Here is a 26,009-nt window from a genome sequence, read left to right on the forward strand (position 1 = left end):
CCTCACAACAACCCCATCTCCTGCGCCCGCGCCACTGCCTGCGTACGTCGCTCGACCCCCAGCTTGCTGTTGATATGGCTCGCGTGGGTCTTGACCGTGTGCAGGGAGATGAACAGCCGGTTGCTGATTTCCTGGTTGGAGCAGCCCTCAGCGATGAGCTGCAATACCGCGAGCTCCCGGGCGCTCAAGGTTTCATGGTTAGCGGGGGTTTCGATGACGGCGGTGGCGGGCAGCTGCGCCATGAGGCTCTGGTTCAGCAGGCCATCGGAGTCCTTGCCGAGTCGCTCGCGCATCCATTCCGGATGGCTTTCCAACAGCCGCTGGAAGGGTTGCAGCGCGCCGCCTGCGCCCGCCTCAAGGGCTCGGGCAAAAACCGCCCGCGCCTTGGCTTCCTGGCCGCTGTCCAGCAGCAATTGCGCCTGTTGGGTCAGGGCCATCAGGGCAATCATCTGGCGCCCGCTGTTGTGCGCCTGTTGCGCCAACGCCTCGAGCCGTTGCAGGGCAGCATCGGTTTGATAGCGAGTGGCATCCAGCGCCGCCTGTTGCAGCCCGATATGTTGCGGCAAATGCGGATGAAACTCCGGCGCCGCGGCGGCATGTTCACCGTTGTAGGTTTGCCCCAGGCGGGTCAGCCAGGCGTCGGCCAGGTCGGTGCGGCCCTGGGCCAGCCACAATTCGCATTTGATCAGGGTGATCATCGCCAAGTAGTAGATCGGCGGCACGTCCCAGATGTGCATCAAGCGTTCGGCTTCAGCGAGTTCGGCGAAGGCTGTGGGAAAGTCACCGCGCCGCCCTTCGAAACTGGCAATCACGCAATGCCCGATCAACACGCTGATATCGCGGCAGGCGCGGGCTTCGGCGAGGCCCGCTCGCAGGCGGGCAAGCCCGGCTTCGGTCTGGAACCGCACCAGCAGCAAGTAGCCTTCATAGAGCGACAACCGCGCACGCACCGCGTATAGCCGTTGCGGCGCCAGGCCATGCAGGCGTTGCAGGCCCTGGCGCACTTCATCCAGGGAACGCAGGATTTCGCCGCGCGCCTGCAGCACCCGCGCACGGTCGTAATGGGCCAGGGCCTCGAACAGCGGGTTGCCGACGCGCTGCGCCAGCTCCAAGGATTCGCGATTCAGGCCACGGGCACGCCACAGGTCGGCATCGACAATGGCCAGATTGGACAGGGTCGACAGGCACATCAAACGCTGGCCGTAACGCCGTTGCGGCAGGCTTTCCAAGGCTTCGCTGCAATAACGCTGGGTCAGCTCGCGGTCCCCTCGCCCGCGCGCGATGATCCCGCTCAACGCCAGCCATTGAGCCAGCATCGACTTTTGCGCGGTGGCCGTCGGCGCTGGCAGGAAACGGCTGAGATAGCTGGATAATTCCTCCGCCGCGTCCAGTTGGCAGGCCAGCCCCAGGGCCCAGCTGTACAGCACGATCAAGCGCGGCGTGCTGATCAGCAAGCTGTCGGGCAAGTCCATTTTCCAACGCAGCAGCATGCCGACATTTTGCTCGGCCAGCAGTTGCTCTTCGGACAGGTTCTGCACCAGGTTGGCCGCCACATCCAGGTGGCCGGCGCGCAACGCCTGCTCCACCGCCTCATCGATCAAGCCCTGGGCATTGAACCAGCGGCAAGCGCGCAGGTGCAGGCTGGCAGCCGGCAGCACATTGCTGCTGGCGCGCCGGGAGCGCAACAAGTCGGAGAACAGATGGTGATAACGAAACCAGTGGCCTTGCTCGTCCAGCGGCACCAGAAACACTTGGTGGGATTGCAGGTAACGCAGGATTTCGGCGCTGTCGTGGGCCTCCCGCACGGCGTCGCACAGCTCACTGCAAAAGCGCTCCTGGGGGCGGTGTCGAACAGGAACGCCTGCACTTCGGCCGGCAGGCAGTCGATCACCTCTTCGAGCAGGTAATCGCGGATCAGCCCTTCGCCACCGTGCAGGCTTTGCGGCAGGGTACCTTCGCTGCCCGCCTCGGAAGCGGCCAGCAGCCAGAAGCGCAGGCCGGCCACCCAACCCTCGCTGCGGCGGATCAGGTTGTCGAGGGCCTCGCCGCGCAAGGAACTGCTGTGACGGTCCAGCACGGCCAGGGATTCGGCATGGGTCAGGCGCAGGTCCTGTTCATGCAGCTCCAGCAAATGCCGCGACAGCCGCAGCCGCGCCAGATGCCAGTCCGGGCGCTGGCGACTGGTCACCAGCACCAGAAGGCCATCGGGCAAATGGTTGAGGAAAAACTGCAGGCAGCGATCGAGCACCGGACCCTGGGCCAGATGGTAGTCATCCAGCACCAGTAACAGCGGCGCGCGGGTAGAGAGGTGCGCGGTCAGCTCATCGAGCAGGCCATCGAGCCATTCTTCAAAGGCGAAGGGCTGATGGCGTTGACGCATTTTCAGCAGACCCAGGGATTGGGCACCGAGTTGCGGGAAGTATTGCTGCAAGCCGTCGAGCAGGCGCTCGAGGAAGCGGCCGGGGTCATTGTCCCGGGGGCTCAGGCCCAGCCACAGGCTTTGCCAGTGAGCCGGCAGGCTCTGGCAGAACTCTACCGCCAACGAACTCTTGCCGAACCCCGCCGGTGCGCTGACCAGCAACAGTCGCCCTTCCAGCCCGCCGGCCAGCCGTTCGCACAGGCGCGGCCGCAGCACGTAGCCGTCAGGCAGCGGTGGCCTGTAGAAGCGACCTTCCAGAGCTGGAATTACCGCGCTGGCAGGCCCTTGAATTCGGGACAGATCAGTCATCGCCGGGCTCTTGTAGAAGGCTGTAGTCGGCACTGCAGATGTCCGCAGACTAGCGGTAAAAGCGGCAGGTTTGTAGATCTTTGCAACATTTGCCTGAAAAAGAACTGCGACAAAAAATGTGGAAGGGGGCTGGCTCCCGATGGCGGCGGATCAGTCGATGCATCTTTTGACTGTCAGACCGCTATCGGGGGCAAGCCCCTCCCACATTTGGCGACAGCTATGGCTTAGCGAACACCGTCCTGGCGCAGGGCCGCCGGGGTGAAGTCGCTGGTGGTGGCGGTGAAGCCAAAGTCATAAGCCTGCTTCTCTTCGTTCTTCATGCCCAAGGCCAGGTAGCGGCCGGACTGCAGGTCGTAGAGGGTTTCCAGGGCGTACCACGGCACTTGCTTGTCGTAGTAGTTCTCGGCATGGGCTTCGGCGACGCGCCACAGTTGGCCACGGCCGTCGTAGTGGTCGATGACCGCCGCTTGCCAGGTGTCTTCGTCGATGAAGAAGTCACGCTTGGCATAGATGTGACGCTGGCCTTCCTTCAAGGTCGCGACCACATGCCAGACGCGGCGCAGCTCATAGCGAGCGAGGTCCTGGTTGATGTGGCCGGCCTTGATGATGTCGGCGTACTTGAGCTTCGGATCGTCGATCTTGTAGCTGTTGGAGGCGATGTAAATCTCCTTCTTGCCTTCCAGTTTCCAGTCGTAGCGATCCGGCGCGCCGTTGTACATGTCGAGGTTGTCGGAGGTACGCAGGCCGTCGGCCGCGGTACCCGGGCCGTCATAGGACACTTGCGGCGCCCGGCGCACACGGCGCTGGCCGGCGTTGTAGACCCACGCCGAACGCGGCTCCTTCACCTGGTCCAGGGTTTCGTGCACCAACAGCACACCACCGGCCAGACGCGCTGGCGCAGTCACCTGCTGCTTGAAGTAGAACAACACGTTGCCCGGGTTTTTCGGGTCGAAGTCTTTCATTTTGTCGCGGAACACGAACTGGTCGCGGAAGTACACCAGGCTGTAGGAACCATTGGTTTGCGGCGTGGCCTGGGTGACCAGGCGCGTCACGCTGCCGCCGCGATAGCGGGTGATGTGGTTCCAGATGACTTCCACGCCGCTTTTCGGGATCGGGAACGGTACGGCCGTTTCGAAGTTCTCCAGGCCGTTGCCGCCGGACACCAGGTTGGTGGTGGTGGCGTTCTTCTTGATGGCGGCGAACACCTCCGCCGGCACGGTAGCGCCGCGATGGGTCGGATAAACCGGCATCTTGAAGGTTTCCGGGTAACGCTTGAACATCGCGTATTGGCCCGGCGCCAGCTTGTCTTTGTACTGCTCGACGTTTTGCGCGGTGATGGTGAACTGCGGTTGCTCGCTGGCATACGGGTTGGCCAGGAAGCCACGGGCATCCACGGCGCCGGCGTTGGTTGGCAGTGGCGACCATTTAGGAATGGTACCGGCGGCGTTACCGGCCATTTCAGCGCCCATCGGGGTCAGGGTGGTGCCCAGCTTGGACGCCTCATCCGCCGAGACTGCCGCCATGACGTTGGTCGCCAGGATCGACAGTCCAAGCACACCTACGTGCAACAGACTTTTAGTTATTTTCATGTTCTGGTTCTTCCTGAAAATACATGCAGCTGAAAAAGTGTGCTTAGAAGTTCGCGCCGAAGCTCAGGGCAACAAAGTCTCGGTCATTCACCGTACTGAAATCCCCACCGAAGAAGTTGGTGTAGTTCAGACTGGCGGTATAGGTGTTTTGATATTCGGCATCCAGGCCAAGGCTGACGGCTTTACGGCCTTCTTCAAAGTTGGCGCCAGGACCTGGGGAGTAACCCTTGACGTCATGGGACCAGGCCACGTTTGGCTTGAGGTTTACGCCGGCGAAGACGTCCGGGTATTCCCAGATGGCACGGGCGCGGTAACCCCAGGAAGTGGCAGTGGTGAAGCCATCGTTGTTGCAGTTGGTGTTCAACCCATTGGCGTTGCCCAGGCCGGCGCCTACGGCGGTCGAGTTATTGAGCGTATTACAGAAACCACCGGGCAATGTACCTGGACCAAACACCGGGTCGCGCCCATAACGCGCATCGGATTTACTTTCCAGGCCCCCCACGTGAGTCACCCCGATTTCACCAACGGTGGTCAAGCGGCTAGCGCCCATCACCTGATCAAAGAAGTGCGTGAACGTGGTCTGGAACTGCGTGACTTCCTTGCGGTTGTAACCGTGCAGGTCCTGACCCGGCGAACCCTTGAGTACGGAAGCGTTGCCAAAGCCGGGAATAGGCGTGACGCCGGCATAGAGTATGTCGGTAGTACTCAATTGAACCGGCGCATTTGGCCGGTAGCTCAACTCGCCGCTCCATGCGGTTCCGGTAGGCAGCGTGGTGGAAAAACTCAAACCATAAAGACGGATATCTTCCGGGTATTCGACGAAGTAGTTGGAGCTACCCGCCACAATCACCGGGCGCAACGCCGCCAATGGACCCAGAGGACGGCTGTACGCTGACGCGGGTGCCCCTTGCGCACTGAAAATCGGCGCACGGCTGTGATAGTTCATGAAGTACGCGCCGAACTCGGTGTCCAGCGGTTCGAAGTTATAGTGCATCGCTACGCCAAACTGGCCGCTGTCCCGAGCATCACGATCGGGGCCACGGCGCACCAGTACGCCTTCCTCATTCACATCTACGCCCGCAGCATTGAGAGTGGGATAGGCTAAAGGCGAAATGCGCGAGCGCTTGCTCAAGACTCGAAGATTGTTGTCGCAACCATCAGATATGACGTCTGGCTGCGAAAAGAACGTACCGCAGTTATCGGTAACCGTCTGGTCCCATTCCAACTGATAAAAAGCTTCCGCCGACAAGTTATCGGTCAGCGTCTGCGATACATAGAACATGTTGACCGGAATCAAGCCTTCCTTGACTTCAGCCCCCGGACGGCGGAACGCGGACACATCGATCGGGTTGATCGAGTTGATGCCGCCGCCGATGAAAGTACTTTCACCCCAGCTCACTACCTGCTTACCAAACCGCACGCTGCCGGGCTGATCGGCAATCGCGTAGTTGTGGTAGACGAACGCATCGAGAATCTGCCCGCCCGAGGACTTGGCGCCCTCTTTACGGTTGCTATCGCTGATGTCCTTGAACTCCCGGCTTTCATCCTTGAGCTCAAAGTCATACCAGTACTTGCCACGCACAAACACACCGGTATCGCCGTACTTCAGTTCCAGGTCATGAATGCCCTTGAAGATCTTCGAGAACGTTTCGCCGCGTTTGAAATTCAAGTGGCCGTCGTCGGAGGTCTGGGACAAACCGTTGCCGCCATTGTTGGCACCAATCAGATCCTGGTTGGGCTTAGCGGTAGACCAGCTCGCCCCCACCGAAAGCGACGAGTCAAAACTCCCTTCGATTTCACCGATATTGAAACTGACGCCGAATGCGGGCCCGGCGAGCGTAGAGGCGAGACTGACGGCCAGGGGCAGTCTTGCCCGGCGCCAGAACTGGTTTACTGAGGTCATCGACGCTACTCCATGTGCATTATTGTTATGGCAGTGAGTTTTTTCTGTGATGCGTGTAACGGCCGGAATACAACGATTCCAATGCCGCTCGGCAGCCGAGCCCCCATGGCCCGAAGCGGAACATCCGTGAAAAACTCTGGAAGGGACTATAGCCAGCAGGGGGTAGTGCTTGATCCCTCTAAAGTGTGATTTGCATCACCGACCCGTCTGCCACAACCCTTTCGCCATGTCGGCGAGAGCCGACGCGGCAAGGATGGCTGAAAAATCGCAAATCACAAGTGAAGGCACGAGATAGAGCATTGCCGTGCCATACAGGCACGGCAAATCAGCTCAGAGGGTGGACAGGAACGTACTGTTGTTGGCCTGCCATTCAATGATGTCAATCCGGATACGTTTTTTGTCGAGTTTGCCGACGCTGGTCTTGGGAATTTCCGTAACAACCGCGATCTGGCTTGGAATCGCCCACTTGCTCAAATGGCCCAACTCCACGAAGGGTTTGAGATGTTCCTTGAGCTCACGGGCCCCTATCACATGGCCATCACGCACCACCAGCAACGCAAACGGGCGTTCGCCCCACTGCGGGTCGGCGATGCCCACCACCGCTACTTCGCGTACCGCCGGGTGACGGCTGACCAGATCCTCGAGGGCCAGGGAGGAGATCCACTCGCCACCGGTCTTGATCACGTCTTTGATGCGGTCGCGGATATCGATCACGCCGAAGGCATCCAGCGTGGCCACGTCGCCGGTGTGCATCCAGCCGCCGGCCCACAGTTCGGCGCCTTTTTGCGGCTCGTTGTAATAGCCCTCGGTCAGCCACGGCGCGCGCAGCACCAGCTCGCCTTGAGATTCACCATCGGCAGGCAGGAAATTGCCCTCGCCGTCGACAATCGCCGCGTCCACCAAAGGCCCCGGCACGCCGGCCTTGATGCGATAGGTGGTGCGCTCGTCCTCGGTACCGGCCATCAGCTCTTCGTTGAGGTGGGCACAGGACACCAGCGGCCCGGTCTCGGACATGCCGTACGCGGCAGTCAGCTGAATCCCACGCACCTTGGAGGCTTCATACAGCGAACGGTTGAGGGCGCTGCCGCCGATGACGATTTTCCAGCCGCCAAAATCCACGCCCTGGGCGGCCTTGGCGTTGAGCACCATTTGCAGGATGGTCGGCACGCAGTGGGAGAAAGTGACCTTTTCTTTGCGCCACAGCTCCACCAGGTACTCCGGGTCGTAGCGGCCGGGGTACACCTGCTTCAAGCCGAGCATGGTTGCTACGTAAGGCAGGCCCCAGGCATGCACGTGGAACATCGGGGTGATCGGCATGTATACGTCGTTGGTGCCCAGCAGGCGCACGCTGTCGACACTGCCCATGATGGTCGCCACGCCGATCGTGTGCAGCACCAGCTGGCGGTGGGTGAAATACACGCCTTTGGGGTTGCCGGTGGTACCGGTGGTGTAGAAGGTGGTAGCGACGGAATGTTCGTCGAAATCCTCGAAGTCGTACTTCGGGCTGGCGGCGGCCAGCAGGGTTTCGTACTCGCCGACCAGGTTGGGCAGCTCGGCGGTCTTGGCGTCGCCGTCAGTCAGCAGCAGGGTCTTGTCGACCGTGCTCAACTGCCCGGCGATCGCCTGGTAGAGCCCCACGAACTCGCTGTTGACCAGCACAAAGCGGTCCTCGGCGTGGTTCATGGTGTACAAAATCTGTTCCGGCGACAGGCGCACGTTGATGGTATGGATCACCGCGCCAATCATCGGGATGGCGAACATGCACTCCAGGTAACGATGGCTGTCCCAGTCCATGACTGCCACCGTGTCGCCGGCCTTGACCCCGGCCTCGGTCAAGACATTCGCCAGGCGGGCGACGCGCTCGATCAACGTAGGGTAGGTGTAGCGCAGTTTGTCGCGATAGACGATTTCCCGGGTCTTCTCGTATCGGGTTCCGGACATCAACAGGCGTTTGATCAACAACGGATATTGGTACGCACCTTCGGCGGGCGGGATAACACGGGTCTGCAACATACGAATCCCTTTTATGACTGCATGGTCTTGGCTTGAAGACCTGCACTTTAGAGACCTTATGTGTCAGCCAAATCAGCCAAAGGAATGATTTGCAGCCCCCAGCAAATGCTAGCTTTGAGCCATTATCGAGACCTTGCCGAGACCCAAAGTGGGAGCGGGCTTGCTCGCGAATGCGGTGGTTCGGTCAAAGCTATACCGACTGATACCCCGCATTCGCGAGCAAGCCCGCTCCCACATTTTGAGCTGTGGTCACGCGAAAATATCGTTTACTTCATGCTGGTGAAGGCGAGTTTTACACCGATGGCAATCAGCACCGCGCCCATGGTGCGGTCGAACCAATGCCCCATCCGCGCAAACCCTGCACGCACGCGCTGTTGGCTGAACAGCATGGCCACCAGGCAGAACCACAGCGCCGTCGCCACGGCCAGGTACACGCCGTAACCGGCCTGCACCGCCAGCGGCGTGTGCGGGTTGATCACCACGGTGAACAGCGACAGAAAGAACAATGTGGCCTTGGGATTCAAGCCGTTGGTCACAAAACCCGCGGTAAATGCCCCACGCGGGGTGCGTTCGCCGGCTTCGCGGTGCAACTCCCCCTCGGCGGCCGGCTTGGCCGGCTGCGCCCGCAGGGCCTTGAAGCCGATGTACAGCAGGTAAGCCGCCGCCGCCCATTTCAGCGCGTTGAACAACACGATGGACTGGGACACGATCAAGCCGATACCAAGCAACGAGTAACCCACGTGCAGGAAAATCGCCGAGCCCACACCCAGCGCGGTCCAGGTCCCGGCACGACGGCCATGGGTAACACTTTCACGCACCACCACGGCGAAATCCGGGCCGGGGCTGGCCACCGCCAACAAGTGAATCAAGGCTACGGTCAAAAACTCGGCGACGTACATGCTCACTCCATTAAGTAACTGATTATTTCATCTGATAGGCTCGGCAGATTACGCCTTCGAACCCTGTCGCAAAAGGTACAGTTGATGACGAACAATGTCCGCGCCGTCTTCCTTGATCACCCGTCCCTGGACCTGGGGGACCTTGACCTCAGCGAGCTGCGCAACAGCTTCAGCGACCTGCAATTGTTTACCGACACCACCGCGCAGAACGTGGTGGAACGCCTGCAAGGCGCCCAGGTAGTCATCAGCAACAAAATCGCACTCAATACCGAGACGCTGGCGGCGTGCCCTGAGCTCAAGCTGATCCTGGTGTCGGCCACCGGCACCAACAACGTCGACCTCGCCGCCGCCCGCGCCCATGGGATTACCGTGAGCAACTGCCAGGGCTACGGCACGCCGTCGGTGGCGCAGCACACGATCATGCTGCTGCTGAACCTGGCAACGCGCTTGAATGACTATCAGCGCGACATCACGGCGGGCAAATGGCAGCAGGCCAAACAGTTTTGCCTGCTGGACTACCCGATTGTCGAGCTGGAAGGCAAAACCCTCGGCCTGCTCGGCCACGGCGAACTGGGCAGTGCCGTGGCGCGCCTGGCCGAAGCCTTCGGCATGCGCGTGCTGCTGGGTGCGATTCCCGGGCGCCCTGCACGCGCCGACCGCGTGCCGCTGGATGAATTGCTCGCGCAGGTCGACGCGCTCACCCTGCACTGCCCGCTCAACGACCACACCCGCGACTTTATCGGCGCCCGCGAACTGGCGCTGCTCAAGCCCGGTGCGTTTATCGTCAACACGGCGCGCGGTGGCTTGATCAACGAACAGGCGCTGGCGGACGCGTTGCGCAATGGCCATCTGGGTGGTGCGGCCACCGATGTGCTGAGCGTGGAGCCGCCGGTCAACGGCAACCCGTTGCTGGCTGGCGACATCCCCCGCCTGATCGTCACGCCGCACAATGCCTGGGGCAGCCGCGAGGCACGCCAGCGCATCGTCGGCCAGTTGGCGGAAAACGCCCGGGGCTTTTTCAGCGGCGCCCCGCTGCGCGTCGTCAGTTGATAAACTGCGCCCCTTTTCAAGGAGCAGACCATGGATCCGCGCAGTGAAGTACTGCTTCGTCAGGCCGAACTTTTTCAAGGCAACCTGCTGTTGGTGGGCTTGCCCGCCGACGACTTGCTCGGCCGCCTGCCCAACGCCCACGGCTGGAGCTGGCATGCCGGTGACCAGGCGGCGCTCGACGCACGCTTCCCCGAGCGCAGCCATTTCGGAGTGAACGTGCCTGAGCGCACGTTTGACGCGGCGGTGATCTTCCTGCCCAAATCCAAGGACCTCACCGACTACCTGCTCAACGCCGTGGCGGCACGTTTGCCCGGCGCCGAGCTGTTTCTGGTGGGGGAGAAAAAGCCGGTATCGAAAGCGCGGCCAAGCAGATGATCCCCTTCGGAAAGCCGCGCAAGCTCGACAACGCGCGGCATTGCCAGCTGTGGCAAGTCACCGTGGCCGATGCCCCGCAAGCGGTCGAGCTGGAAAGCCTGGCGCAGGTTTTCGAGGTGCCACTGGCCGAAGGGCCGCTCAAGGTGGTGAGCCTGCCAGGCGTATTCAGCCACGGTCGCCTGGATCGCGGCACCGAGTTGTTGCTGGAGCACCTGGACAAACTGCCGAGCGGTCATCTGCTGGACTTCGGTTGCGGCGCAGGGGTGCTGGGGGCCGCGGTAAAACGTCGCTACCCGCACAACACGGTGACGATGCTGGATGTGGACGCTTTCGCCGCCGCCAGCAGCCGCCTGACGCTGGCCGCCAACGGCCTGGAAGCCGAGGTGCTGACCGGTGACGGCATCGACGCCGCGCCGATGGGTTTGAACGCGATTTTGAGCAACCCGCCATTTCACGTGGGGGTTCACACCGATTATTTCGCCACGGAAAACCTGCTGCGAAAAGCGGCGAAACACCTGGCAAAAGGCGGCGAACTGCGCCTGGTTGCCAACAGCTTCCTCAAGTACCAGCCGCTGATCGAGGAGCACTTGGGCGTGTGCGCAATCAAGGCTGAAGGCAATGGTTTCCGCATTTACCGTGCCAAGCGCGGCTGATGCCATTTGAAAAAGAAGGCTTGCCGAATGGGTTTTGCCTAGGCAGAATCCGCTCCGTCCTAGGGGAGTAGTCTCCCACGAGCGCCACGCTCGTCCGGCATACGTCAACATACTTGGTCAGCAGACCATGGCGTATGCGACCCAGGAGTCCGCACAGACGGACCGGGGTTTGACAAGACCTATGACACGCACACCTTACCCGGGGCGGGAAGGCTGTACGTGTCATAGCCGTGTCGACCCGCCCCTGGAAACTACCTGATGCTGGATTCATTACTCGTTCCTACCGCAATCGTTGCCTTGGCCGAAATCGGCGACAAGACGCAGCTGCTCGCGCTCATCCTTGCCGCACGCTTTCGCAAACCCTGGCCGATCATCGCCGGCATCGTTGCTGCGACCCTGGCCAACCATGCGGCCGCCGGTGCCGTGGGCGCCTGGTTCGGGAGTTTCTTCTCGGATGCGGTGCTGCACTGGATCCTCGCAGCGAGCTTCTGCGCCACCGCGCTGTGGACCCTGGTGCCGGACAAACTCGACGATGACGAGGCCAGTACCACGCGCAAGTTCGGGCCGTTCCTGACCACGCTGATCGCGTTCTTCCTTGCAGAAATCGGTGACAAGACCCAAATCGCCACAGTGATGCTCGCGGCTCAATACCCTGAGCTGTGGCTGGTGATTATCGGCACCACCCTGGGCATGTTGATTGCCAACGTACCGGTGGTTCTGGCGGGGAATTTCGCCGCGGAAAAACTGCCGTTGACCCTGATTCGTCGACTGGCGGCCACGGCGTTTTTTCATCTTGGCGATTGTTGCGGTGTACAAGGCCATGCAGAGCAGCGGCTGGATCTAAGGATTTAAGACTGTAAACCCGCTCCCACATTTGGATCTTCACAGGGTCAGGATTTTTTGGCCTGCTGGTAAAGCGGCATCACTTTCGGAATCGCCGCCTGCAACGAGGCGATCCGGCTGTCGGACGCAGGGTGCGTGCTCATGAACTCCGGCGGCGCGCCTTCCGAAGCCTTGGCCATTTTGTTCCACAGCGTAATGGCCGCGTTCGGGTTGTAGCCGGCACGCGCTGCCAGCTCCAGGCCGATCAGGTCCGCTTCGTTTTCATTGCTGCGGCTGTTGGGCAAGGTCATGCCGTAGTTGGCCACCGTGTCCGCCAGCGCCAGGCTGTCCTGGCCCAAGCCGAACAGAGCACCGGCGCCCTGCTTGGCCATCTCGATTCCGTAGGCTTTGGACATGGCTTCACGGCCGTGCTCACGCAAGGCATGCGCGATTTCATGGCCCATGACTGCGGCCAGTTCGTCATCGGTGAGCTTGAGGTTATCGATCAGCGCGCTGTAGACGAAGATCTTGCCGCCAGGCCCGCAGTTGGCGTTCATCTCGTCGCTCTTGATCAGGTTCACTTCCCACTTCCACTGCGCCGCATCCGGACGGAAGGTGGGCGCCTGGGCGATCAGGCGGTTGGCGATCGCCTGCACGCGCTTGGCGTTTGCGCTGGTCTTGTCGAGCATGCCTTTGCCGCTCGCCTCACCCAGCGTCTGCTGGTAGGACTGGGCATACATCTGGTCGACTTCCTGACTCGACAGCATGCTGAACATGTATTGCTTGCGCTCCACCCCCACAGCGCCGCCGCTGGTGGTGTTGACCGACTGGCAACCTGCCAGCAGCAGCGCTGCCACCAATCCACTTACCGCCAATGATTTCTTCATGATCCGTCTCCCTGAAAACATGGCGCGTATCGTAGGCGGTCATTTGTATCTGCGCCAGATACATAAGACGTTTAACTGCGAAGTTTCGGACAAATCCGACGCCCAGGCGCGACTGATCAATCAGTTCAAGGCCTAGAGAGCTGCGGTGGTTTCGAGGCCGCTATCGCAGGCAAGCCAGCTCCCACATTTTGAATGTGTGAACCCAGTCAAATGTGGGAGCTGGCTTGCCTGCGATGAGGCCGGTACATCCAACACATAACCACAACGTTCAAGCCGGCGTCAGGCACTCCGGCCCATTGAGCTTGGGATCATTGACCATATTGGCCAGCACCCGCTCGCGCAACGCGCTCGGCTCACTGGCCAACAAGCCTTGCAACACATGCAGCGGCGTATCTGGGTTGAGCCAGGCTTCCTGCCCCGCCGCGTCCAGAATCAAAGGCCGCCGCTGGCTCTGCGCAGCCTGGGTCACCACCGCCGTACTCAGCCACACCTGCTCCTGCACCGGGTACGCTTCCCAGATCGCTGCAAAGAACAGCGTGGAGCCCTCGCCCGGCGTCAGCCAGTACGGGCGCTTGCGCTGGGTGCCGCGCCATTCGTAGAAACCATTGGCCGGCAGCAGGCAACGACGCTGGCGAAAAGCTTCACGAAACATCGGCTGCTCGGCCAGGGTTTCGGCGCGGGCGTGGGCCGGGGTGCGCGAAAGGTCTGTGAGCCACGGCGGCGTCAGGCCCCAGCGCGCTCGCGCCAGGGTGCGCTGGCCCTCGCTTGAGCGCTGGATCAACACTGAATCATTCGGGGAGATGTTCCACTGGGGCTGCTGGTCGGCCGGAAAGCCCGGCAAGGCAGCAAAGGCGGGATTCCAGCGAAACAGGGCATAACGTCCACACATGGGGCAACACGACTCTTGGGGTAAACCGAGCTACAGCCTAACAGACCAACACGTCGGGGAAGCTGTCGGGTTCATCGCCGGGCACAGGCTGCGCGCCAATGTAGGCGGTGATCAACGCACGGGCGTCGACGGCCTGGTCGTTGTCCACCTCCAGCCCCAGCAGCCCGAATATCGGCAATTCGCCGGTGCCGCCAAGCAGATGGCGCCCCACCAGGTGCGCCTCGATGCCCTCGCTGGCGAGCATCTGTTGCAGCAGCTCGCCTTCCATCAGGTTTTCCGGTTCGTAGATTCGCTGCATGGCGCCCCCGCTATTCGTTTTCACTACGGGTTTCAAGCATCCATTCGTCGCCGTGCACCTGCAGATCAAAAATGATCGGCCGGCAACACACCTGGCAGTCTTCTATATAGGTCTGATCACCACCGGACAAATCCACGGTTGTCTCGACCACTTCCCCACAATAAGGACAATCGTACGTCGCGGTTTCCAGCATCGCAGTCTCCCAGGTGACTTGTGCGTATAATCGCCGGTCTATTTACAGGGCTATATTTCGGCCGAGCCAATTACTCAGGCCGCACCCTGGTATTTCCTTTACTTACCCTAGCCGTTTCTAACAAGAGAGCATGATGGGCGAATTCGATACCATCCGACCTTACAACGACAGCGAAGTCCCGGCAGTGCTGGCACGTCTGTTCAGTGACAAGGCCTTTCTGGACATCCTGACCCACTTCCGCTTCCCGCGCTTTGCCGGCGCCCTGGGCTGGCTGCTCAAGCCGATGATTGCCCGCAAATTGCGCCGTGAGTTCGCCGGCGTCACCACCGTGGCTACCCTGCAGGACAAAGTCGAGTACTACGTCGACCACACCATCGACCGGGCGACCGACGGCGTCACCTACACCGGCGTCGAGCAACTCAAGTCCGGCACCGCCTACCTGTTTCTGGCCAACCACCGCGATATCGTGATGGACCCGGCCTTCGTCAACTACGCCGTCTACCACGCCGGCCTGCCGACGCCGCGTATCGCCATCGGCGACAACCTGCTGCAAAAGCCGTTTGTCAGCGACCTGATGCGCCTGAACAAGAGCTTTATCGTGCACCGCTCGATCACCGGGCGAAAGGAAAAGATGGCGGCGTTCAACCTGCTATCGGCCTACATCAACCATTCGATCCGCAATGATTGCCAGTCGATCTGGATCGCCCAGGCCGAAGGCCGTGCCAAAGATGGCGATGATCGCACCGAGTCGGCGATCCTCAAGATGTTCCACGTCAGCCGCAAGGACGAGCCGTTTGCCGAGGTGATCCAGTCGCTGAACCTGACGCCGGTGTCCATCAGCTACGAGTACGACCCGTGCGATACCGCCAAGGCTCGCGAGTTGTACATCCGCGCTACCACAGGCACCTACAGCAAGGCACCGGGCGAGGATGACGTGAGCATCGCCCTTGGCATCACGGGCTACAAGGGCCGGGTGCACATCAACTTCGCGCCGCCGATTACCGAGCGTTTCGAAGACACCAAGCTGCTGGCGGTGGAAATGGACCGGCAGATTCTGGGCGGTTACCGGCTGTTCCCGGTGCACTACCTGGCGTACCAGCAATGGAACGACGCCGACCCGCAATTGCAGGTGCCGAAGGCGGCTGACGTGTTCCCGGCCGATGAATTGGCCAAGGCGAAGGCAGAGTGGGAACGGCGCTTGAACGAATGCCCGGCCGAGCACCGGCCCTTTTTGGTGGTGCAATATGCAACGCCGGTGCGTAATCAGTATCGGGTTAAAGCAGGCATCCCCCTGTAAACACCGATCAAAAAATGTGGGAGCGGGCTTGCCCGCGATGCAGACACCTCGGTGTATCAGTCACACCGAGGTGATGCTATCGCAGGCAAGCCTGCTCCCACACCAGCCTGCTTCCACAGTTATTCAGCGGTATTTTTAGAGGTGGGTGCTGAGCCAGGAAATGGCCAGCGCTAGCCCCAGGCAGGCGAACCCGATGCGGTAAGCCAGACGATGCGCCCGTTCGGTGCGCACATCCAGAAACAACATCGGCTGGTCGATCGCGCGGCTTTCGCTTTGTGCGGCCAGTTCGGCCATGGCGCGCTGTTCGCGCAGACGGGTAATAAACAACAGGGCCGCACCCGGGCAGGCCACTGATAAAGCCACAACATTGATCAATAGTGCGGGCAGCGCCATCGCAAACCTCGGTAAAACAGTGTTTTGGTATCGATTCAGATACAAACCTGAACGATAGTGGCCTCCGGCGCCGCAAACGCTCCCTCCCCCAATGACGGTTAATGTATCCAGTAATTTACGCCGTCACCTGAACGTCACCTTAACAAGCCACTCTGTTGCCCTTCGATCGTTCGGGAGCTTGTCATGCTGCACGCGCACAACCAGGATCGGCTGTATCTGATAGCCCCAAGCGATGAGCAAGAGGCGCTGATCGGCGGCCTGGCGTTTAACGTTCAGGACCGCCACTGGCTGGTGTATTGCGCCCTTGGCGGGCACCAGCACGCGGACCTGCCGGAGGCCGATCTGTTGACGGGGGTCAGCCTGCTGGATTTCTGTATCGACACGGCGGCGTGAAACTGAAGACGAAAAAAAGCCGGGCTCATCACTGAGCCCGGCTTTTCTTGTAAAGCGCTTTAAGCGGTTATTGCGAGCTGAGCAATGAACCGATGCTTGGGTCTTTGAACAGGCGGGTCAAGGCGTCACTCAGCACGTCGCTGACCAGCTTGGTGTTGGTTTCCTGGTTCGGCGACATGCCGAAGCGCTGGTTGAGCGAAGCACCATAGCGGCCGCTGTAGCGACGGGTACCGGCGGTGACGTCGGACTTGAACGTCGCGCCGATGGACGCTTCAGTCACATACAAACCTTCTTTGGGCGACTGGTATTTCAGCTCGGCCAGGGTGATGGTCAACTGCGGCGCGCCCGGCGAGTTGGCCGGGGTGAAGCCCAACAGGCGTACGGCAGCTTCGGCCTGGGCCTGCAGCTTGGGCAGCACGTCCTGAGCATTTACCGAGACCAGCGCGGTTTCAGGGTAAAGACCGCCACGGGAACCCAATGTTGGCGACGGACGACCATCCACCACACGCACCGACACCGGCTGGCCATGCCCCACCGGGGCCAACTGCGTGGTGATCTTCGGTTCAGGGCTCAGTTGTTGCGGGCTGTTGGCGCAGCCAACCAGGGTCAAGCTGGTCACAGTGATCAAACCGAACAACAGGCGTTGCAACATGCTCTTCTCTCCAGAAATCAGGTACCGACAGGCCGGCAGTATAGCGGGGCGCCACTGCAGGGAACTAGCGGCAGTTACAACCTGTGACCTGTTGCCCGGACAGCGGTTCGATGTAACCCAGATGTCACAGCCGTTACATGGGCTCGTCATCCCGGGCAGGCATGCTTGGCTCCAATCTCAGGAGGTTGATCGCCATGCATTTTCTCTGGTCGCTGTTTACGCGCAAGCCCGCCCTTCGCCAGTTCGCCCTGCTGGATGCGCAAGGTCGCTGCCAGGCATTCAAAGAGTGCTGCCAGCCTCCCGTGGGCGAGGGCTGGGTGGAAATCGAAGAAATTCGCCTGAGCTGGATGCACCGCCCGCTGCCGGCCAGTGCGCGGGTAAGCCCACGCCCGGTGCGGTCGCCGCGTCACCAGCCGTTGGCCGCCTGACCGAACACCTAATAAAAGTCATAAAACACGCCCATTTCCTTGGCGTTCTTCGCTACAATCTCCCCCCGATTATAAGGACGTCTCCTGATCGGGCCTCGCAGCATCGTTAATGCCTCGGTATTAACCCCCAAGAATCGCCCACAGAGAGCCGCCCACACAGATCGAGTGAAGCTGGCGCGCTTGCTGTTTTCTTTGCAAACCACCCCTCTTTACCGAATCTGCCAGAGCTGCCATTGCGCTCGGCCACTTGAGTTGTTTGCCCGTTTTGCCGCGTGTCGGTAAAGGTTTGTGGGCCAGGTGCCAGGCTGAGGCAGCCCTTTTTTGAGGTTCACGTCTTCAAAAGAGCGTGAAAAAACGGGTTTTCACAACTTCACAAGAGTGTGGCGAGCAAATGAATAGTTTGGCGTTTGTACAAGCACCATCAGCGTCTGGAACAGCCCAACCACACAGGACCGAGCACGCCTCAAAAACCGGAGCTTGAGCCTGTCCGCTACGGATTGGTTGCACGAATCGCACGCTTTGACCATAAGTCGAATTGCCACAGGCGCCCATGAATGCGTTCATAGGCAGATTAGCCCGGCAGGAAGCGTGTGCTGAAGTTGCAAAGAATTGCGAAACGGACATGGCGATCCTGGCCATGGGTAATCTGGGGCAACACGTGAACCGCCCCGTCACTCCTGGCAGCCATGCCGTCAATTTGGTGCTGCAGATTTTGGAGACGCGTTAAATGGCGCATAACGAAGCAGTCGACGTAGTACTGGTAGGGGCCGGCATCATGAGTGCCACCCTGGCCGTATTGCTCAAAGAGCTCGACCCCGGCCTCAAGCTGGAAGTCGTTGAGCTGATGGATTCGGGTGCCGCGGAAAGTTCCAACCCGTGGAACAACGCCGGTACCGGCCACGCCGGGCTGTGTGAGCTGAACTACACGCCCCAGGCCGCCGATGGCTCCATCGACATCAAGAAAGCCGTGCACATCAACACCCAGTTCGAGGTATCGAAGCAGTTCTGGGCGTACCTGACCAAAAAGGGCACCTTCGGCTCGTCCAAATCCTTCATCAGCCCGGTGCCGCACCTGAGCTTCGTGCAGGGCGAAAAAGGCGTGGACTTCCTCAAGAAGCGCTTTGAATCCCTTAGCCAGCACCATGCGTTTTCGGACATGCACTACACCGAAGACCGCAATGAGATGGCCGAGTGGATGCCGCTGATGATGCCGGGCCGTCCGCTCGACGAAAAAATCGCCGCCACCCGCGTGATGAACGGCACGGACGTCAACTTCGGCGCGCTGACCAACCAGTTGCTCTCGCACCTGACCAGCTCGCCGGACGCCCAGATCAAGTACAGCAAGCGCGTCACCGGCCTCAAGCGTAACGGCGCCGGCTGGACCGTAAGCATCAAGGACGTCAACAGCGGCAACAGCCGCGAAGTGGACGCCAAGTTCGTGTTCCTCGGCGCCGGTGGCGCGGCCCTGCCGCTGCTGCAAGCCTCGGGCATCGAAGAAAGCAAAGGCTTTGGCGGCTTCCCGGTAAGTGGCCAATGGCTGCGCTGCGACAACCCGGAAGTGGTCAAGCACCACCAGGCCAAGGTCTACAGCCAGGCCGCCGTGGGTTCGCCACCGATGTCCGTGCCGCACCTGGACACCCGCGTGGTGGATGGCAAGAAGTCCCTGCTGTTCGGGCCGTACGCCGGATTCACCACCAAGTTCCTCAAGCACGGCTCGTTCCTCGATTTGCCGCTGTCGATTCGCGCCGGCAACATCGGCCCGATGCTGGCCGTAGCCCGCGACAACATGGACCTGACCAAGTACCTGGTCAGCGAAGTGCGCCAATCCATGGAGCAGCGCCTGGAATCCCTGCGCCGCTTCTACCCCGAGGCGAAAGCCGAAGACTGGCGCCTGGAAGTGGCCGGCCAACGGGTGCAGATCATCAAGAAAGACCCGAAAAAAGGCGGCGTGCTGCAATTCGGCACCGAGCTGGTCGCGGCCAAAGACGGCTCACTCGCCGCCCTGCTGGGCGCGTCCCCGGGTGCTTCGGTGACCGTGTCGATCATGCTGGAACTGATCGAGCGCTGCTTCCCGGGCAAGGCTGCCGGTGAGTGGGCAGCCAAGCTGCACGAGATCTTCCCGGCGCGTGAAAAGGTCCTGGAGACCGATGCCGAGCTGTATCGCAAGATCAACGCGCAGAACAACATCAGCCTGGAGCTGGTTGAACCTGCCGCCGAGACCGAGAGCTACGCTTGAGGCGGTGACGCCATAAAAAACGCCCCGCTCTCGTGATGAGAACGGGGCGTTTTTTTGTCTCGGATAATCAGCCGCGAGCTTTTTCGATCAACTCGATGTACTCGTCCGCGTTGCGCTGGTCCTTGATCAGATCCACGAAGGTCTGGCCGTGCTCATCCTTGCCATCCAGGTCCAGGCCGGCGTCCTTGAAAAAGCCCAGGAACCGCTCAAAATCGTCGATACGCAGGCCACGGTAGGCTTTGATCAGTTTGTGCAGGGAGGGTGAAGTCGCGTCAACCGGCTCGAAGTCCAGGAACAACTTGATCTGATCGTCGCCGATCTCGTCACCAATCACCTGTTTCTTATCTTTACGCATTACCGACTCCAGCCTGCAGACATTTACACGGGAAACGCAGTTTACCTGCGGTGTACCGGCTTCGAAAGCAGCATGAGCTCAATGTGGGAGCTGGCTTGCCTGCGATGGTATCGCCCTGGTATTGCTGATGGACCGAGTTGACCGCATCGCAGGCAAGCCAGCTCCCACCTTTTGATCTTCCGCGCACCTCGTTACTTGGAACGCACAGCCCCAGTGTGCAAGTCCGCCCAGATATGCCCGTTGGCATAACTCAGGAACTGCACATACACCGTGTCGTTGCGCAGCAGGTCGACGATCACGCGGTACTGCGTCATCGGGTAGGACAAGGTCAGGGTTTTGCTGTTGTCGTCGAATACTGGCTTTTTCAGGCTTTTGCTTTCGGCATCGAAATTGAGCACCACCTGGGCAATGCTCGCGCCTTTGTTCAGGGACTTGCCCTTGAGGCGGATCATCAACGGCGAGGTCACCGGGATCGGCTGCTGGTTGGACTGGCGCTGGTTACCCACCACCACCGCGTACTCGGTGACTTGCAGCAGTTGTTGCTGGTCCGGGGTTTCGGCGCGCAGGGTCAGGTCGTCCGAGGGCAGGAACTGGCTGTGCATCGGTGCGGGGGCCGCAGCCAGGGGCAAACTGAGAATCAACGCCAGGGCGGCGCAAGTGCGAGTCAACAGGCTCATGAACAGCTCCAGACGCAGGGGCCAAGCACGATAGCATGACAACCCTGCGCCTGAATCCTGCTTACATCCCTTTGACGGCGAAGATCCCATTGGCGTTGCGCCAGTAGCCTTTGTAGTCCATGCCGTAACCGAAGATGTAGCGGTCGATGCACGGCAGGCCGACGTAATCGGCTTTCAGGTCCGGGCGGGCCTTGCGGTCGTGGTCTTTGTCGATCAGCACGGCGGTGTGCACTTTGCGTGCGCCGGCGTGTTTGCAGAAGTCGATGATCGCACCCAGGGTGTGACCTTCATCGAGGATGTCGTCGATGATCAGCACGTCGCGGTCGATGAACGAGACTTCCGGCTTGGCTTTCCAGAACAGGTCGCCGCCAGTGGTTTCGTTACGATAACGAGTGGCGTGCAGGTAGGAAGCTTCCAGCGGGAACTGCAGATGGGTCAGCAATTTGCCGGCGAAAATCAGGCCGCCATTCATCACGCAGAAGACTACCGGGTTGGTCTCGGCCATTTCACGGGTGATGTGAGCGCCGACCTTCGCGATCGCCTCTTCGACTTGCGCTTCGGTGTACAGGCAGTCAGCCTCGCGCATGATTTGACGGATATGCTCGAGATCAGCGGACATGGCGCTCTCCAAGGGGGTGCTGTGGCAAGAAAAGCGGGCAAAGGTACGCATGTGAGGGGCAACGATCAAGCCTTAATGGACTAACGTACTAGATGTCTATAGGACAACACCCTCGGATAGATTAATCTAGGCCGGTTTTTTTGCCCGCCGCCGGAGCCTTTCCCATGCCCACTCGCGAGATCCGCCACCCGCTGATCCGACACAAACTCGGCCTTATGCGCCGTGCCGACATCAGCACGAAGAATTTCCGTGAGCTTGCTCAGGAAGTTGGAGCGCTGCTCACTTACGAAGCCACCAAAGATCTGCCCCTGGAAAACTACGAGATCCCCGGTTGGGCCGGTCCCGTGCAGGTGGAGAAAATTGCCGGTAAGAAAATCACCGTAGTGCCAATTCTGCGCGCCGGCATTGGCATGCTCGAAGGCGTGCTCAGCCTGATCCCGGGCGCCAAAGTCAGCGCCGTCGGCGTGGCCCGCAATGAAGAAACGTTGCAGGCGCACACCTACCTGGAAAAACTCGTCCCGGAAATCAACGAACGCCTGGCCATGATCATCGACCCGATGCTCGCCACCGGCAGTTCCATGGTTGCCACCATCGACCTGCTCAAAAAGGCCGGTTGCAAGGATATCCGCGCCATGGTGCTGGTCGCCGCACCCGAAGGCATCGCCGCCGTCGAGAAGGCCCACCCGGATGTGCAGATCTATACCGCATCCATCGATGAGCGCCTGAACGAACACGGCTACATCATCCCTGGCCTGGGCGATGCGGGTGACAAGATCTTCGGCACCAAGCAGAAGGACGCGTGAGCATGCAGGACGAATTCAACGACCCGCTTTGGCGCCAGATCCTGTCTGGCGCACAGATGCTCTTCGTAGCATTTGGCGCGCTGGTGTTGATGCCACTGATCACAGGTCTTGATCCAAACGTTGCACTGTTTACCGCGGGGCTGGGCACGTTGCTGTTCCAATTGGTCACCGGGCGGCAGGTGCCGGTGTTCCTGGCGTCGAGCTTTGCCTTTATCACCCCGATCATTCTCGCCAAGCAGCAGTTCGGCCTGGCGGCGACCATGGGTGGGGTGATGGCGGCCGGTTTCGTTTACACCTTCCTCGGCGCTGCAGTGAAGATCAAAGGCACCGGGTTTATCGACCGGCTGCTGCCGCCGGTGGTGATCGGGCCGGTGATCATTTCCATCGGCCTGGCCATGGCGCCGATTGCCGCGAATATGGCGATGGGCAAGTCCGGCGACGGCGCCGAGCTGATCCATTACCAGACCGCGATGCTGATCTCGATGCCGGCGCTGCTGACCACGCTGATCGTGGCGGTGTTCGGCAAGGGCATCTTCCGCCTGGTGCCGATCATCTCCGGCGTGCTGGTGGGCTTTGCCATGTCGTTCTACTTTGGCGTGGTCGACACGGCGAAGATCGCCGCCGCACCGTGGTTCGCCCTGCCCCACTTCACCGCGCCGGAGTTCAACTGGCAGGCGATCCTGTTTATCGTCCCGGTGGCCCTGGCCCCGGCGATCGAACATATCGGTGGTGTGATTGCAGTGGGCAGCGTGACCGGTCGCGACTACCTGAAGAAGCCCGGCCTGCACCGCACCCTGCTGGGTGACGGGATTGCCACCACGGCTGCCGGCCTGTTTGGCGGCCCGCCGAACACCACCTACGCCGAGGTGACTGGCGCGGTGATGCTGACCAAGAACTACAACCCGAAAATCATGACCTGGGCAGCGGTGTTTGCCATCAGCCTGGCGTTTATCGGTAAGTTCGGCGCACTGCTGCAAAGCATCCCGGTGCCGGTGATGGGCGGGATTCTGTGCCTGCTGTTCGGCTCGATTGCGGCTGTCGGCATGAACACGCTGATCCGCCACAAGATCGACCTGGGTGAGGCGCGCAATCTGGTGATTGTGTCGGTGACCCTGGTGTTCGGGATTGGCGGCGTGCTGGTGGGTACCGGCACCGGCCCGGATGATTTCGGCCTGAAGGGCATCGCCCTGTGTGCGGTGGTAGCGATTGGTTTGAACCTGCTGCTGCCGGGCAATGATGGCTGGAAGAACAAGAAGCCGGATGAGCCGTTGCTGTAATTAACGCCGCAAAACCAATGTGGGAGCGGGCTTGCTCGCGAACGCGTAGTGTCAGTCGATAACTATGTGACTGATACACCGCCTTCGCGAGCAAGCCCGCTCCCACAGTTGATTTCAGCGGATGTTAAAGCTCGCCAAGCCCATCGATCAGCGCCTGGTTCTGCTCCGGCGTACCAATGCTGATCCGCAGGAATTGGGCAATCCGCTCCTGCTTGAAGTGCCGCACGATCACCCCTTGCTCACGCAACTTGGCCGCCAGGCCGGCGGCGTCGTGCCGGGGGTGGCGGGCAAAGATGAAGTTGGCCGCTGACGGCAACACCTCAAAGCCCTTACCTTCCAGTTGCGCGACCACCTGGTTGCGGCTGTCGATCACCTGTTGGCAGGTTTTTTCGAAGTACTCACGGTCTTCAAATGCCGCCGCGGCGCCGACAATCGCCAGGCGATCCAGCGGGTAGGAGTTGAAGCTGTTCTTGACCCGCTCCAGCGCTTCGATCAGGTCCGGGTGGCCCACGGCCAGCCCCACACGCAAACCGGCCAGTGAGCGCGATTTGGACAGGGTCTGGGTCACCAGCAGGTTCGGGTAGCGGTCCACCAGGCTGATCGCGGTTTCGCCGCCGAAGTCGATATAGGCTTCATCGACCACCACCACCGAATCCGGGCTGGCCTTGAGGATCTGCTCTACCGCGTCCAGCGCCAGTACGCAGCCAGTGGGCGCGTTCGGGTTGGGGAAGATGATCCCGCCGTTGGGCCTGGCGTAATCCGCCACGCGGATCTGGAACTGCTCGTCCAGCGGCACCGGGTCGGACTTGATGCCGTAGAGGCCGCAGTAAACCGGATAGAAGCTGTAGCTGATATCCGGAAACAGCAGCGGCAAGTCGTGTTGGAACAGGCCGTGGAAGATGTGCGCCAGCACTTCATCGGAACCATTGCCGAGGAAAACCTTGCCGGCGTCGATTCCGTAATACTTGGCCACGGCCTGCTTGAGCAGGTCGCTGTTGGGGTCCGGGTACAGGCGCAGGTTGTCATTCAACTCGGCCTGCATCGCGGCCAGCGCTTTAGGCGACGGGCCGTAGGGGTTTTCATTGGTGTTGAGCTTGACCAGTTTGGTCAGCTTGGGCTGCTCGCCGGGCACGTAAGGCACGAGGTCCTTGACGAAAGGGCTCCAGAATTTGCTCATGTCTTATTTCCCCTCTTCAAGGATGCGGTATTCGGCGCTACGGGCGTGGGCGCTGAGGGATTCACCACGGGCCAGCACCGAGGCGGTCTTGCCCAGCTCGGAAGCGCCTTGTGGCGAGCAGAAGATGATCGACGAACGCTTCTGGAAGTCATACACCCCCAGCGGCGACGAGAAACGCGCAGTGCCGGAGGTCGGCAGTACGTGGTTCGGGCCTGCGCAATAGTCGCCCAGCGCTTCGCTGGTGTGGCGGCCCATGAAGATCGCACCGGCGTGGCGAATCGACGGCAGCCAGGCTTGTGGGTCTGCGACGGACAGCTCCAAGTGCTCCGGGGCGATACGGTTGGCCACTTCGATAGCCTGCTCCATGTCACGCACCAGGATCAGCGCGCCACGGCCATTGATCGACTTCTCGATGATTTCGGCGCGGTCCATGGTCGGCAGCAGCTTATTGATACTGGCGGCCACCTTGTCGAGGAACTCGGCGTCCGGGCTGACCAGGATCGCCTGCGCGTCTTCGTCGTGTTCGGCCTGGGAAAACAGGTCCATGGCGATCCAGTCCGGGTCGGTCTGGCCATCGCACACCACCAGGATTTCCGAAGGGCCGGCGATCATGTCGATACCCACCTGGCCAAACACATGGCGCTTGGCAGTGGCGACGTAGATGTTGCCGGGGCCGACCACTTTATCAACCTTGGGTACGCTTTCGGTGCCATAGGCCAGAGCTGCAACGGCTTGCGCACCACCGATGGTGAACACACGGTCGACACCGGCGATACAGGCGGCGGCCAGCACCAGCTCATTGATTTCGCCACGCGGGGTCGGCACCACCATGACCACTTCTGTCACGCCCGCCACTTTGGCCGGGATCGCGTTCATCAAGACCGACGACGGATAAGAGGCTTTACCGCCCGGCACGTACAACCCGGCGCGGTCCAGCGGCGTGACCTTCTGGCCCAGCACGGTGCCGTCGGCCTCAGTGTAGCTCCAGGAGTCCTGTTTCTGCTTTTCGTGGTAGCTGCGCACCCGCGCCGCCGCCACTTCCAGGGCTTCGCGCTGGGGTGCGGTGATGCGCGTCAACGCCAGTTCCAGGCGCTCGCGGGGCAGGATCAGGTCGGACATGGAGGCCACGTCCAGGCCATCGAACTGGCGGGTGAAGTCCACCAGCGCCGCATCACCGCGCTCGCGCACGGCTTTGATGATGTCGAGTACTCGCTGGTTGACCGAGTCGTCGGACACACTTTCCCAGCTCAGCAGATGATCCAGATGATGGGCAAAATCCGGGTCGGCAGCGTTGAGTCGGGCAATTGCAGTGGACGTGGTCATAGCGAGGGCCTCAATAGAATTGGCAAAAACTCAGGCGCCCTAAACTAGCAGTCGTTTCCGCTTGGGCACCTGAGAATTCT

Annotated in this window: 22 protein-coding genes, 3 pseudogenes and 1 riboswitch; of the genes and pseudogenes, 9 read left to right on the forward strand and 16 right to left on the reverse strand. The window is 60.8% G+C overall.

Translation table 11 applies throughout. The annotated features are described in order from the left end of the window. Positions 1 to 2 precede the first annotated feature (2 nt). From LRS56_21695 to LRS56_21715, 5 genes and pseudogenes are all read right to left on the reverse strand, one after another. Positions 3 to 2,728: pseudogene (locus LRS56_21695) on the reverse strand (LuxR C-terminal-related transcriptional regulator). 224 nt (positions 2,729 to 2,952) lie between these two features. Continuing rightward, positions 2,953 to 4,317, reverse strand: a complete 1,365-nt coding sequence (locus LRS56_21700; GenBank protein WDU61417.1) for a DUF1329 domain-containing protein — start codon at positions 4,315 to 4,317, stop codon at positions 2,953 to 2,955. Between the two features lie 43 nt (positions 4,318 to 4,360). After that, positions 4,361 to 6,220, reverse strand: coding sequence for a DUF1302 domain-containing protein (locus LRS56_21705; protein WDU61418.1), 1,860 nt, complete (start codon positions 6,218 to 6,220; stop codon positions 4,361 to 4,363). A 330-nt stretch (positions 6,221 to 6,550) separates the two neighbouring features. Then, the gene (locus LRS56_21710; GenBank protein WDU61419.1) at positions 6,551 to 8,233 is read right to left on the reverse strand and encodes a fatty acid--CoA ligase; all 1,683 of its coding nucleotides are present in this window, start codon (positions 8,231 to 8,233) and stop codon (positions 6,551 to 6,553) included. A gap of 266 nt (positions 8,234 to 8,499) precedes the next feature. Continuing rightward, entirely contained in the window at positions 8,500 to 9,132 is a 633-nt protein-coding gene (locus tag LRS56_21715) for a LysE family transporter (protein ID WDU61420.1), read from the reverse strand. A gap of 84 nt (positions 9,133 to 9,216) precedes the next feature. On the opposite strand from LRS56_21715, the gene LRS56_21720 reads away from it, so the two are divergent. The 3 genes and pseudogenes from LRS56_21720 to LRS56_21730 all read left to right on the forward strand — a co-directional run bounded on the left by LRS56_21720 (position 9,217) and on the right by LRS56_21730 (position 12,054). Beyond that, complete coding sequence (locus LRS56_21720) at positions 9,217 to 10,182, forward strand: 2-hydroxyacid dehydrogenase (protein WDU61421.1); 966 nt, start codon at positions 9,217 to 9,219, stop codon at positions 10,180 to 10,182. 30 nt (positions 10,183 to 10,212) lie between these two features. Beyond that, positions 10,213 to 11,210, forward strand: a pseudogene (locus tag LRS56_21725) (class I SAM-dependent methyltransferase). 50 nt (positions 11,211 to 11,260) lie between these two features. Next, a riboswitch (yybP-ykoY riboswitch) is annotated at positions 11,261 to 11,380 on the forward strand. Positions 11,381 to 11,471: 91 nt separating this feature from the next. After that, positions 11,472 to 12,054, forward strand: a pseudogene (locus tag LRS56_21730) (TMEM165/GDT1 family protein). A gap of 46 nt (positions 12,055 to 12,100) precedes the next feature. Here LRS56_21730 and LRS56_21735 read toward each other — a convergent pair. From LRS56_21735 to LRS56_21750, 4 genes are all read right to left on the reverse strand, one after another. Then, entirely contained in the window at positions 12,101 to 12,919 is an 819-nt protein-coding gene (locus tag LRS56_21735) for a M48 family metalloprotease (protein WDU61422.1), read from the reverse strand. Between the two features lie 268 nt (positions 12,920 to 13,187). After that, positions 13,188 to 13,808, reverse strand: a complete 621-nt coding sequence (locus tag LRS56_21740) for an SOS response-associated peptidase (GenBank protein WDU61423.1) — start codon at positions 13,806 to 13,808, stop codon at positions 13,188 to 13,190. A 37-nt stretch (positions 13,809 to 13,845) separates the two neighbouring features. Beyond that, a complete protein-coding gene (locus LRS56_21745) occupies positions 13,846 to 14,106 on the reverse strand; it encodes a DUF2007 domain-containing protein (GenBank protein WDU61424.1) in 261 nt (86 codons plus the stop codon). A 10-nt stretch (positions 14,107 to 14,116) separates the two neighbouring features. Further along, positions 14,117 to 14,299, reverse strand: a complete 183-nt coding sequence (locus LRS56_21750) for a CPXCG motif-containing cysteine-rich protein (GenBank protein ID WDU61425.1) — start codon at positions 14,297 to 14,299, stop codon at positions 14,117 to 14,119. A gap of 133 nt (positions 14,300 to 14,432) precedes the next feature. Between LRS56_21750 and LRS56_21755 the strand changes: the two genes are divergently transcribed. Next, the gene (locus LRS56_21755) at positions 14,433 to 15,596 is read left to right on the forward strand and encodes a 1-acyl-sn-glycerol-3-phosphate acyltransferase (GenBank protein WDU61426.1); all 1,164 of its coding nucleotides are present in this window, start codon (positions 14,433 to 14,435) and stop codon (positions 15,594 to 15,596) included. Between the two features lie 135 nt (positions 15,597 to 15,731). Here the strand turns inward: LRS56_21755 and LRS56_21760 are convergent, their stop codons facing one another. Further along, the gene (locus LRS56_21760) at positions 15,732 to 15,989 is read right to left on the reverse strand and encodes a hypothetical protein (protein ID WDU61427.1); all 258 of its coding nucleotides are present in this window, start codon (positions 15,987 to 15,989) and stop codon (positions 15,732 to 15,734) included. A gap of 183 nt (positions 15,990 to 16,172) precedes the next feature. Between LRS56_21760 and LRS56_21765 the strand changes: the two genes are divergently transcribed. Next, positions 16,173 to 16,382 (forward strand): hypothetical protein, encoded by a 210-nt coding sequence (locus LRS56_21765; GenBank protein ID WDU61428.1) that lies wholly within the window; start codon positions 16,173 to 16,175, stop codon positions 16,380 to 16,382. Between the two features lie 67 nt (positions 16,383 to 16,449). On the opposite strand, the gene LRS56_21770 is transcribed toward LRS56_21765, so the two are convergent. Next, entirely contained in the window at positions 16,450 to 17,034 is a 585-nt protein-coding gene (locus tag LRS56_21770) for a YajG family lipoprotein (protein WDU61429.1), read from the reverse strand. Between the two features lie 194 nt (positions 17,035 to 17,228). On the opposite strand from LRS56_21770, the gene LRS56_21775 reads away from it, so the two are divergent. Next, positions 17,229 to 17,462, forward strand: a complete 234-nt coding sequence (locus LRS56_21775; protein WDU61430.1) for a hypothetical protein — start codon at positions 17,229 to 17,231, stop codon at positions 17,460 to 17,462. Between the two features lie 727 nt (positions 17,463 to 18,189). Continuing rightward, positions 18,190 to 19,698, forward strand: coding sequence for a malate dehydrogenase (quinone) (gene mqo / locus LRS56_21780; protein ID WDU61431.1), 1,509 nt, complete (start codon positions 18,190 to 18,192; stop codon positions 19,696 to 19,698). Between the two features lie 67 nt (positions 19,699 to 19,765). On the opposite strand, the gene LRS56_21785 is transcribed toward mqo, so the two are convergent. From LRS56_21785 to LRS56_21795, 3 genes are all read right to left on the reverse strand, one after another. Then, on the reverse strand, positions 19,766 to 20,053 hold the full coding sequence (locus LRS56_21785) for a PA4642 family protein (GenBank protein ID WDU61432.1): 288 nt from the start codon (positions 20,051 to 20,053) through the stop codon (positions 19,766 to 19,768). A gap of 191 nt (positions 20,054 to 20,244) precedes the next feature. After that, positions 20,245 to 20,730: a hypothetical protein gene (locus LRS56_21790; GenBank protein WDU61433.1), complete on the reverse strand. Its 486-nt coding sequence runs from the start codon at positions 20,728 to 20,730 to the stop codon at positions 20,245 to 20,247. A 61-nt stretch (positions 20,731 to 20,791) separates the two neighbouring features. Then, positions 20,792 to 21,349 carry a hypoxanthine-guanine phosphoribosyltransferase gene (locus LRS56_21795; GenBank protein WDU61434.1) on the reverse strand — a complete coding sequence of 186 codons (558 nt, stop codon included), beginning with the start codon at positions 21,347 to 21,349 and terminating at the stop codon, positions 20,792 to 20,794. 164 nt (positions 21,350 to 21,513) lie between these two features. Between LRS56_21795 and upp the strand changes: the two genes are divergently transcribed. Beyond that, positions 21,514 to 22,152: a uracil phosphoribosyltransferase gene (gene upp, locus LRS56_21800; protein WDU61435.1), complete on the forward strand. Its 639-nt coding sequence runs from the start codon at positions 21,514 to 21,516 to the stop codon at positions 22,150 to 22,152. Positions 22,153 to 22,154: 2 nt separating this feature from the next. Further along, positions 22,155 to 23,429, forward strand: a complete 1,275-nt coding sequence (locus LRS56_21805; GenBank protein ID WDU61436.1) for a uracil-xanthine permease family protein — start codon at positions 22,155 to 22,157, stop codon at positions 23,427 to 23,429. Positions 23,430 to 23,553: 124 nt separating this feature from the next. Here the strand turns inward: LRS56_21805 and hisC are convergent, their stop codons facing one another. Together hisC and hisD are read right to left on the reverse strand one after the other, a co-directional pair. Next, positions 23,554 to 24,606 (reverse strand): histidinol-phosphate transaminase, encoded by a 1,053-nt coding sequence (gene hisC / locus LRS56_21810; GenBank protein WDU61437.1) that lies wholly within the window; start codon positions 24,604 to 24,606, stop codon positions 23,554 to 23,556. A 3-nt stretch (positions 24,607 to 24,609) separates the two neighbouring features. Beyond that, entirely contained in the window at positions 24,610 to 25,929 is a 1,320-nt protein-coding gene (gene hisD / locus LRS56_21815; protein ID WDU61438.1) for a histidinol dehydrogenase, read from the reverse strand. Between the last annotated feature and the right edge of the window lie 80 nt (positions 25,930 to 26,009).

Origin of the sequence: Pseudomonas poae, from assembly GCA_028869255.1 — a bacterium.
GTDB lineage: Bacteria > Pseudomonadota > Gammaproteobacteria > Pseudomonadales > Pseudomonadaceae > Aquipseudomonas > Aquipseudomonas poae_C.

Excerpts from the sequence above, each read along its gene's own strand:
- LRS56_21700 (WDU61417.1), bottom strand. The coding sequence starts at position 4,317 with ATGAAAATAACTAAAAGTCTGTTGCACGTAGGTGTGCTTGGACTGTCG.
- LRS56_21705 (WDU61418.1), bottom strand. The coding sequence starts at position 6,220 with ATGACCTCAGTAAACCAGTTCTGGCGCCGGGCAAGACTGCCCCTGGCC.
- LRS56_21710 (WDU61419.1), bottom strand. The coding sequence starts at position 8,233 with ATGTTGCAGACCCGTGTTATCCCGCCCGCCGAAGGTGCGTACCAATAT.
- LRS56_21715 (WDU61420.1), bottom strand. The coding sequence starts at position 9,132 with ATGTACGTCGCCGAGTTTTTGACCGTAGCCTTGATTCACTTGTTGGCG.
- LRS56_21720 (WDU61421.1), top strand. The coding sequence starts at position 9,217 with ATGACGAACAATGTCCGCGCCGTCTTCCTTGATCACCCGTCCCTGGAC.
- LRS56_21735 (WDU61422.1), bottom strand. The coding sequence starts at position 12,919 with ATGAAGAAATCATTGGCGGTAAGTGGATTGGTGGCAGCGCTGCTGCTG.
- LRS56_21740 (WDU61423.1), bottom strand. The coding sequence starts at position 13,808 with ATGTGTGGACGTTATGCCCTGTTTCGCTGGAATCCCGCCTTTGCTGCC.
- LRS56_21745 (WDU61424.1), bottom strand. The coding sequence starts at position 14,106 with ATGCAGCGAATCTACGAACCGGAAAACCTGATGGAAGGCGAGCTGCTG.
- LRS56_21750 (WDU61425.1), bottom strand. The coding sequence starts at position 14,299 with ATGCTGGAAACCGCGACGTACGATTGTCCTTATTGTGGGGAAGTGGTC.
- LRS56_21755 (WDU61426.1), top strand. The coding sequence starts at position 14,433 with ATGGGCGAATTCGATACCATCCGACCTTACAACGACAGCGAAGTCCCG.
- LRS56_21760 (WDU61427.1), bottom strand. The coding sequence starts at position 15,989 with ATGGCGCTGCCCGCACTATTGATCAATGTTGTGGCTTTATCAGTGGCC.
- LRS56_21765 (WDU61428.1), top strand. The coding sequence starts at position 16,173 with ATGCTGCACGCGCACAACCAGGATCGGCTGTATCTGATAGCCCCAAGC.
- LRS56_21770 (WDU61429.1), bottom strand. The coding sequence starts at position 17,034 with ATGTTGCAACGCCTGTTGTTCGGTTTGATCACTGTGACCAGCTTGACC.
- LRS56_21775 (WDU61430.1), top strand. The coding sequence starts at position 17,229 with ATGCATTTTCTCTGGTCGCTGTTTACGCGCAAGCCCGCCCTTCGCCAG.
- mqo (WDU61431.1), top strand. The coding sequence starts at position 18,190 with ATGGCGCATAACGAAGCAGTCGACGTAGTACTGGTAGGGGCCGGCATC.
- LRS56_21785 (WDU61432.1), bottom strand. The coding sequence starts at position 20,053 with ATGCGTAAAGATAAGAAACAGGTGATTGGTGACGAGATCGGCGACGAT.
- LRS56_21790 (WDU61433.1), bottom strand. The coding sequence starts at position 20,730 with ATGAGCCTGTTGACTCGCACTTGCGCCGCCCTGGCGTTGATTCTCAGT.
- LRS56_21795 (WDU61434.1), bottom strand. The coding sequence starts at position 21,349 with ATGTCCGCTGATCTCGAGCATATCCGTCAAATCATGCGCGAGGCTGAC.
- upp (WDU61435.1), top strand. The coding sequence starts at position 21,514 with ATGCCCACTCGCGAGATCCGCCACCCGCTGATCCGACACAAACTCGGC.
- LRS56_21805 (WDU61436.1), top strand. The coding sequence starts at position 22,155 with ATGCAGGACGAATTCAACGACCCGCTTTGGCGCCAGATCCTGTCTGGC.
- hisC (WDU61437.1), bottom strand. The coding sequence starts at position 24,606 with ATGAGCAAATTCTGGAGCCCTTTCGTCAAGGACCTCGTGCCTTACGTG.
- hisD (WDU61438.1), bottom strand. The coding sequence starts at position 25,929 with ATGACCACGTCCACTGCAATTGCCCGACTCAACGCTGCCGACCCGGAT.